Source organism: Streptomyces sp. NPDC025638 (genome assembly GCF_055558775.1).
The window spans coordinates 628,227-635,559 of the sequence record NZ_JBVHLX010000001.1 but is presented as its reverse complement, the minus strand read 5'-3'; the positions used below and the strand labels follow the sequence as shown (position 1 = coordinate 635,559).

Here is a 7,333-nt window from a genome sequence, read left to right as displayed (position 1 = left end):
AGCCGGCGCGGAGTCTGCCGTTACGGCGCCTGCCGGTGCGGCGTCCGCCGGTGCCGGGTCGACGCGGGCCAAATCCGCGCGGGCCGAATCCGGCCGAGCAGCGGAGGCCGCGCGCGCCGAGTCCGGTCGTCCGGTGGTGGCCGAGGGCCGCAAGGCCGCCCTGCCAGATGACACCGGGAGCGACACCTCACCTCCCGCCACCGCTGTTCCCGGCGCCCCGGCTCCCGCCGCCGAGGCTGACGGCCCGGCCGCAGGCAGGGCGACGGCCGAGGCCGGGGAATCCGCCGCCGACACGGAACCCTCCGCCGAAACCCCCGCCGAGCCGCAGCTCGACGCCGAAGTGGCCACCGACGCGGAAGCCGGCACCTCAACACCTGCGTCCAAAACCCCTGCGTCCCAAACCCCTGCGTCCGAATCCCCCGCCACCGCGACCCCCACCACAGCCACCCCCGCCACCGCACCCGAACCCCCAGCCCCCTCCAGCAGGCGCATACGGCGGATCTGGCGCGGCTGGCGGGCCAAGTACCCCACCGCCGCCCGTGTCCTCTCCGTCGTCACCACCGTGCTGTCCGCCGCCCTCGTCTACATCTGCCTCCAGTTGCCGAGCACCCTCGGCAACCTGAAGCCCGTCGAGTTCATGCGGCTGCCGGCCGAGGCGGTCATGGGCGCGGTGGTGCTGCTCAGCCTGCCGCGGAAGCCCCGGCTGGTGGTGTCGGCGCTGTCCGGCGCGCTGCTCGGCGCGATCACCGTGCTGAACTTGTTCGACATGGGGTTCAACGAATACCTGGGCCGGCACTTCAACATCATCCTGGACTGGTCCCTGTTCAATGACGCCCGCGCCTACCTCGACGACACCCTGGGCGGGACCGCCGAGATGGGCATCACGGTCGGCGTCGTGCTCCTCGTCTTCCTGCTGATGACCCTCGTCGCCCTGGCCACCGTGCGGCTCGGCAACCTGCTGGCGAAGCACCGGGCCAGGACCTCGAAGGCCACGCTGATCGTCGGCACCGTCTGGATCACCTGCACCGCGCTCGGTCTCACCGTCGGCGGCATACCGATCGCCTCGCAGCACACCGCCGGTGTGCTGAAGGTCCAGGCGCGGACCGTGCGGGACACGCTCCGGGACGAGGCGGAGTTCGCGAACGTCGCCAAGGTCGACAAGTTCGGGAACACCCCGGCCGACCAGCTGGTCCCCGATCTGCGCGGCAAGGACATGATCTTCACGTTCATCGAGAGCTACGGCCGCAGCGCCGTCGAGGACCCGATCGAGGCACCCGGTGTCGACAAGACGCTCGACGAGCGCACGGCGGCCCTGGCGAAGGCGGGCTTCCACGCGAAGAGCGGCTGGCTGACGTCGGCGACGTACGGCGGCAGCAGCTGGCTCGGCCACTCCACCACGCTGTCGGGCCTGTGGATCAGCAACCAGCAGCGCTACCGCACCGTGATGGCCAGCGACCACCTCAGCCTGACCAAGGTCTTCAAGAAGACCGGCGCCTATGACACGGTCGGCGTGATGCCGGGCGTGCAGAAGGGCTGGCCCGAGCAGAAGTACTACGGCCTCGACAAGGTCTACAACGCCTTCCAGCTGGGCTACAAGGGACCGAAGTTCAGCTGGTCGACCATGCCCGACCAGTACGCCCTCGAACAGTTCCAGCAGCGGGTGCACAGCCAGAAGCGCGCCGACGGCAAGCAGCTGATGTCGGAGATCATCCTGACCTCCAGCCACCAGCCGTGGGCACCGATCCCGAAGATGGTCGGCTGGGACCAGCTGGGCGACGGCTCGGTCTTCAAGGGCATCCAGGCGGCGGGCAACAAGGCGTCCGACGTCATCGCCGACACCACCAAGTCCCGGCAGGAGTACGGCAAGTCGATCCAGTACTCGGTGACCGCCCTGACCGAGTGGCTGGAGCGCTACGGCAACGACAACACCGTGCTCGTCTTCCTCGGCGACCACCAGCCCATCGCCCGGGTCAGCGGCAACCACGCCAGCCGTGACGTGCCGATCTCGATCGTCGCCAAGGACCCGAAGGTCCTCGACAAGATCGCCGACTGGAACTGGACGGACGGACTGCGCCCCGCGCACAACGCGCCGGTGTGGAAGATGAGTTCCTTCCGCGACCGCTTCCTGACGGCCTACGGCTCGACCCCGCACCCCAAGAAGGGCTGATCAGCCGCCGGAGGTGTCCAGCTCGGCTTCCTCGCTGACACCGGCACAGTCGTACGGGTCCTTCAGCCAGCCGTCCGGCAGCACCACCCGGTTGTTGCCGGACGTACGGCCGCGGGGCCCGTCGGCGCCGACGGGCCAGGGCTGGTCGAGGTCCAGTTCGTCGAGGCCGGCCCGCAGTTCCTCCAGCGAGGAGGTGATCGCGAGCCGCTTGCGCATCTCGGAGCCGACCGAGAAGCCCTTCAGATACCAGGCGACGTGCTTGCGGAAGTCGATGACGCCCCGCGACTCGTCGCCGATCCACTCCCCGAGCAGGGTGGCGTGCCGGACCATGATGTCGGCGACCTCGCGCAGCGAAGGCCGCTCGATGTCGTCGGTCCGGCCCTCGAACGCCGCCACCAGGTCCGCGAACAGCCACGGACGGCCGAGGCACCCGCGGCCGACGACCACCCCGTCGCAGCCCGTCTGCCGCACCATCCGCAGCGCGTCCTCGGCCGACCAGATGTCGCCGTTGCCGAGGACCGGGATCTCCGGGACGTGCTCCTTGAGACGGGCGATGGCGTCCCAGTCCGCCGTGCCGCCGTAGTGCTGGGCGGCGGTGCGACCGTGCAGCGCGATGGAGGTGACGCCCTCCTCGACCGCGATCCGGCCGGCGTCGAGATAGGTGATGTGGTCGTCGTCGATGCCCTTGCGCATCTTCATCGTGACCGGCAGGTCACCGGCGCCGGAGACCGCCTCGCGCAGGATGGCCCGCAGCAGGTTGCGCTTGTAGGGCAGGGCCGAGCCGCCGCCCTTGCGGGTCACCTTCGGGACCGGACAGCCGAAGTTCAGGTCGATGTGGTCGGCGAGGTCCTCCTCCGCGATCATGCGGACGGCCTTGCCCACGGTCGCCGGGTCGACGCCGTACAGCTGGATCGAGCGCGGCTTCTCGGTCGCGTCGAAGTGGATCAGCTGCATCGTCTTCTCGTTGCGCTCGACCAGCGCCCGGGTCGTGATCATCTCGCTCACGAAGAGGCCCTTGCCCTCGCTGAACTCCCTGCACAGGGTGCGGAAGGGCGCGTTGGTGATGCCGGCCATGGGGGCCAGCACGACGGGCGGCTGGACGGTGTGCGGGCCGATCTGGAGAGGGGACGCGGGCGTGGGCATTCCCCCATTGTCGCGTACGACGACAGATGCCCCAGTCATTAGTTAGACGCACTATTGAAATCGGCGTACGATGCAACGCATGCCCGAGTTCAGCCCTCGTCGACGCCAACTGGTCCTCGCGATCTGCTGTATGAGCCTGCTGATCGTGAGCCTCGACGTCACCGCCCTGAACGTCGCCCTGCCGTCGATGCAGCACGAACTGGGCGCCGGTACGTCGGGGCTGCAGTGGACGATCGACGCCTACACGCTGGTGCTGGCCTCGCTGCTGATGCTCGCGGGCTCCACGGCCGACCGGGTCGGCCGCAAGAGGGTCTTCATGGCGGGCCTGATCGTGTTCTCGCTCGGCTCGCTGCTCTGCTCCCTCGCGCCCAGCCTCGACGCACTGATCGCGTTCCGCATGCTCCAGGCGATCGGCGGCTCCATGCTCAACCCGGTCGCCATGTCGATCATCACCAACACCTTCACCGACCCGCGTGAGCGCGCCCGCGCCATCGGCGTGTGGGGCGCGGTCGTCGGCATATCGATGGCCGCGGGACCGCTGGTCGGCGGCCTGCTGGTGGAGTCGGTCGGCTGGCGCTCCATCTTCTGGGTCAATCTGCCGGTGGGCCTCGCCGCGCTGCTCCTCACCCTGCGCTACGTCCCCGAGTCCCGCGCGCCCAAGGCCCGCCGCCCCGACCCCGTCGGCCAGCTGCTGGTGATCGCGCTGTTCGGCTCGCTGACGTACGCGATCATCGAGGCGCCCTCCTCGGGCCCCGGCACGGTGGCCCCGTTCGCCGCCGTGGCCCTCGTCGCCCTGCTCGGGCTGCTCCGGTACGAGCCCCGGCGCGAGGAGCCCCTCATCGATCTGCGCTTCTTCCGTTCGGTGCCGTTCAGCGGCGCCACGGTGATCGCGATCAGCGCGTTCGCGGCGCTGGGCGGCTTCCTGTTCCTGTCCACGCTCTATCTGCAGAACGTGCGCGGGCTCGACGCGCTGCACGCGGGGCTGTGGATGCTGCCGATGGCGGTGCCGACGTTCCTGTGCGCGCCGCTGTCCGGACGGCTGGTGGGCAGCCGGGGGCCGCGTCTGCCGCTGCTGATCGCGGGGTTGGCGATGACCACGAGCGGGGTGCTGTTCGCCGCGTTCGAGGCGGAGACGTCCGACGCCACGCTGTTCGCCGGGTACGTCCTGTTCGGCATCGGCTTCGGCTTCGTCAACGCGCCGATCACCAACACGGCGGTGTCGGGGATGCCGCGCGCCCAGGCCGGGGTGGCCGCGGCCGTGGCCTCCACCAGCAGACAGCTGGGGCAGACGTTGGGCGTGGCCGTGATCGGCGCCGTACTGGCCTCCGGGGTGGGCTCGTCGCCGTACCGGAACGTGTTCGTGTCGGCAGCCCGGCCGGGGTGGTGGATCCTCACGGTGTGCGGCCTCGCGGTGCTCGTCGTCGGCATGCTCACCAGCGGCCGCTGGGCCCGCCGCACGGCCGAGCGCACCGCTCAGCGGCTTCAGTCGCCGGAGATCAGGGAGGCGGCGGGCGTCACCGCCTGATCCTGCTGGGCGAGGACGAGGGCGTACAGCTTCTCCAGCCGCTCCCGGGACTCCTCGTCCGCCGGCACGTACGTCACCATCCGGGCCCCGGCCTCCGGGCTCAGCCACAGGTCCGTGTGCTCCAGGGTGAGCGGGCCCACGTCCCGGTTGCGGAAGTACTTGATCTTGGTGCGGGCGTTGACGACCTCGTACCGGTCCCAGTTGGCGCGGAACTCCGCCGACTCCGCCGTCAGCCGCTTGATCAGCATCTTCCAAGCGGGCTCGCCCAGATGACCGGCCATCGAGGCGCGCAGCCGTGCGGCCATGAGCCGTCTGGTCTCCTCCAGGTGGACGATCGCCTGCCGCCAGTCGGGGTTGGTGTGGACGAGCAGCATGCAGTTGCGGTCCTCGGGCGGTACGGCGTCGAGGTCGCCGAGGAGCCGGCCGTAGGTGCGGTTGTAGGCGAGGATGTCGTACCGGCTGTTCTGGATGCAGGCCGGGACGGGCTCCAGCCGGCGCAGCATCTCGCGCAGGGCCGGGGTCACGGTCTGGCAGCTCGCGGCGGGCGTGGGGTCGGTGGCGCCGGCCAGCTGGAAGAGGTGGGCGCGTTCGCTGGCGTCGAGCCTGAGCGTACGCGCGAGCGCGTCCAGCACCTGTACGGAGACCTGGATGTCCCTCGCCTGTTCGAGCCAGGTGTACCAGGTCACACCGACCGCGGAGAGGTGCGCGACCTCCTCGCGGCGCAGGCCCGGGGTCCGGCGGCGCGCGCCGCGCGGCAGCCCCACCTGCTCCGGGGAGATCCGCTCACGGCGGCTGCGCAGAAAGGTGGCCAGCTCGTGCCGCAGGATCTCCGAGCCCCGTATCGGCTGGGCGGGCGCCTCTTCGGTCATGGACGTCATGTCCCCAGCCTGCCCCTGCGCGAAGCCTGTTTCCAGGTAGTTCTTCTACCAGGACAAGAAGACTCTGGTACCAGTCTGAGCCGCGGAGCAGGCTCGGGATCATGACCGAAACCGTCACCACACCGACAGTCCGGTCCCCGGCCGTGTCTGCCTCGCTCGGCGGCCTGGGACTTTTCACCGTACTGCTGGCCGCGGCCCTTCCTCTGGTCGACTTCTTCATCGTCAACGTCGCCCTGCCCACGATCGGCAGGGACCTCGCCGCGGGCGAGGCCGTCCTCGAACTCGTCGTCGCCGGGTACGGGGTCGCGTACGCCGTCCTGCTGGTCCTCGGCGGGCGGCTCGGCGACCTGTTCGGCCGGCGCCGGCTCTTTCTCGGCGGCATGGCCGCCTTCGGCCTCACCTCGCTGGCCTGCGGGCTGGCACCGGGTGCCTGGAGCCTGGTCGCGGCGCGGGTCGCGCAGGGCGCCTCGGCCGCCGCGATGCTGCCGCAGGTCCTCGCCACCATCCAGGCGGCCACCACGGGCCCGCGCCGCGCCAGGGCGATGAGCCTGTACGGCGCCACGGCGGGCCTGTCCATGGTGGCGGGCCAGATCCTGGGCGGGGTGCTGGTCGCCGCGGACATAGCGGGCAGCGGCTGGCGTGCGGTGTTCCTCGTCAATGTGCCGGTCGTCGTCCTCGGTCTGGTCCTCGCCGCCCGCGTCGTACCGGAGACCCGGTCGCAGCGGCCCGAGCCGGTCGACGGCCCCGGCACGGTCCTGCTCGCGCTGTCCCTGCTCGCGCTTCTCGTCCCGCTCACCGAGGGCCGGGCGGCGGGCTGGCCGCTGTGGACGTGGCTGTCGCTGGCCGCGTTCCCGGTCGCGGCCGGGCTGTTCTACGCGGTGGAGCGGCGCGCGGACCGCAGGGGCCGCACCCCGCTCGTCCCGCCGAGTCTGTTCGCGCTGGCGTCGCTGCGCCGGGGTCTGGTGCTGATGCTGCCGTTCTCGATCGGTTTCAGCGGCTTCATGTTCGTGATCGCGGTGGCGCTGCAGAGCGGTGCGGGCCTCGGCCCGGTCCAGGCGGGTCTTGCGCTCGCTCCGATGGCGGTGGCGTTCTTCTTCGTCTCGCTCGCCGGGCCGCGTCTGGTGGCCCGGTACGGCACCCGTGTGGTGACCGCCGGCTCGCTGATCCAGGGGGTGGGCGTGGCGCTGATCGCGCTGGCCGCCTGGCGCGACTGGCCCGGCCTGGGCTTTGTCGAACTGCTCCCCGGTGTCGCCGTCGCCGGTGCGGGGCAGGCGCTCCAACTGCCCGTCGTGATGCGGATCGTGCTGTCCGAGGTGCCGTCGGTGCGGGCGGGCGTCGGCAGCGGTGTGATGGTGACCACGCAGCAGTCGGCCCTGGCGCTGGGCGTGGCGACGCTGGGCACGCTGTTCCTCTCCCTGATCCCGGGGCACGGTATGCGGAACGCCCTGGTCACGACGCTGCTGGTGCAGCTGGCGGGGGTGGCCCTCACCGGTGTGCTGAGCCTGCGTCTGCCGAGAACGATCAGCTGACGCCTTGGCCACAGCTTGGCCAACTCGCCGGGCGACTCCCCCTGTTGATGTTGGTCTTGCTGCACACTCCTAGCTGTTCGAGATTCACCGG

Annotated in this window: 5 protein-coding genes; 3 read left to right on the top strand and 2 right to left on the bottom strand. The window is 70.8% G+C overall.

What is annotated here, in order from left to right; translation table 11 throughout:
- Positions 1-499 precede the first annotated feature (499 nt).
- Complete coding sequence (locus ACZ4EG_RS02840; protein ID WP_467789469.1) at positions 500-2,167, top strand: sulfatase-like hydrolase/transferase; 1,668 nt, start codon at positions 500-502, stop codon at positions 2,165-2,167.
- Here ACZ4EG_RS02840 and dusB read toward each other — a convergent pair whose 3' ends face one another.
- The gene (gene dusB / locus ACZ4EG_RS02835) at positions 2,168-3,310 is read right to left on the bottom strand and encodes a tRNA dihydrouridine synthase DusB (protein WP_467789284.1); all 1,143 of its coding nucleotides are present in this window, start codon (positions 3,308-3,310) and stop codon (positions 2,168-2,170) included.
- 79 nt (positions 3,311-3,389) lie between these two features.
- On the opposite strand from dusB, the gene ACZ4EG_RS02830 reads away from it, so the two are divergent.
- Positions 3,390-4,835: an MFS transporter gene (locus tag ACZ4EG_RS02830; protein ID WP_467789283.1), complete on the top strand. Its 1,446-nt coding sequence runs from the start codon at positions 3,390-3,392 to the stop codon at positions 4,833-4,835.
- On the opposite strand, the gene ACZ4EG_RS02825 is transcribed toward ACZ4EG_RS02830, so the two are convergent.
- Positions 4,793-5,713, bottom strand: coding sequence for a helix-turn-helix transcriptional regulator (locus ACZ4EG_RS02825; RefSeq protein ID WP_467789282.1), 921 nt, complete (start codon positions 5,711-5,713; stop codon positions 4,793-4,795). The genes ACZ4EG_RS02830 and ACZ4EG_RS02825 overlap by 43 nt on opposite strands.
- A gap of 101 nt (positions 5,714-5,814) precedes the next feature.
- On the opposite strand from ACZ4EG_RS02825, the gene ACZ4EG_RS02820 reads away from it, so the two are divergent.
- A complete protein-coding gene (locus ACZ4EG_RS02820) occupies positions 5,815-7,242 on the top strand; it encodes an MFS transporter (protein ID WP_467789281.1) in 1,428 nt (475 codons plus the stop codon).
- Positions 7,243-7,333: the final 91 nt, after the last annotated feature.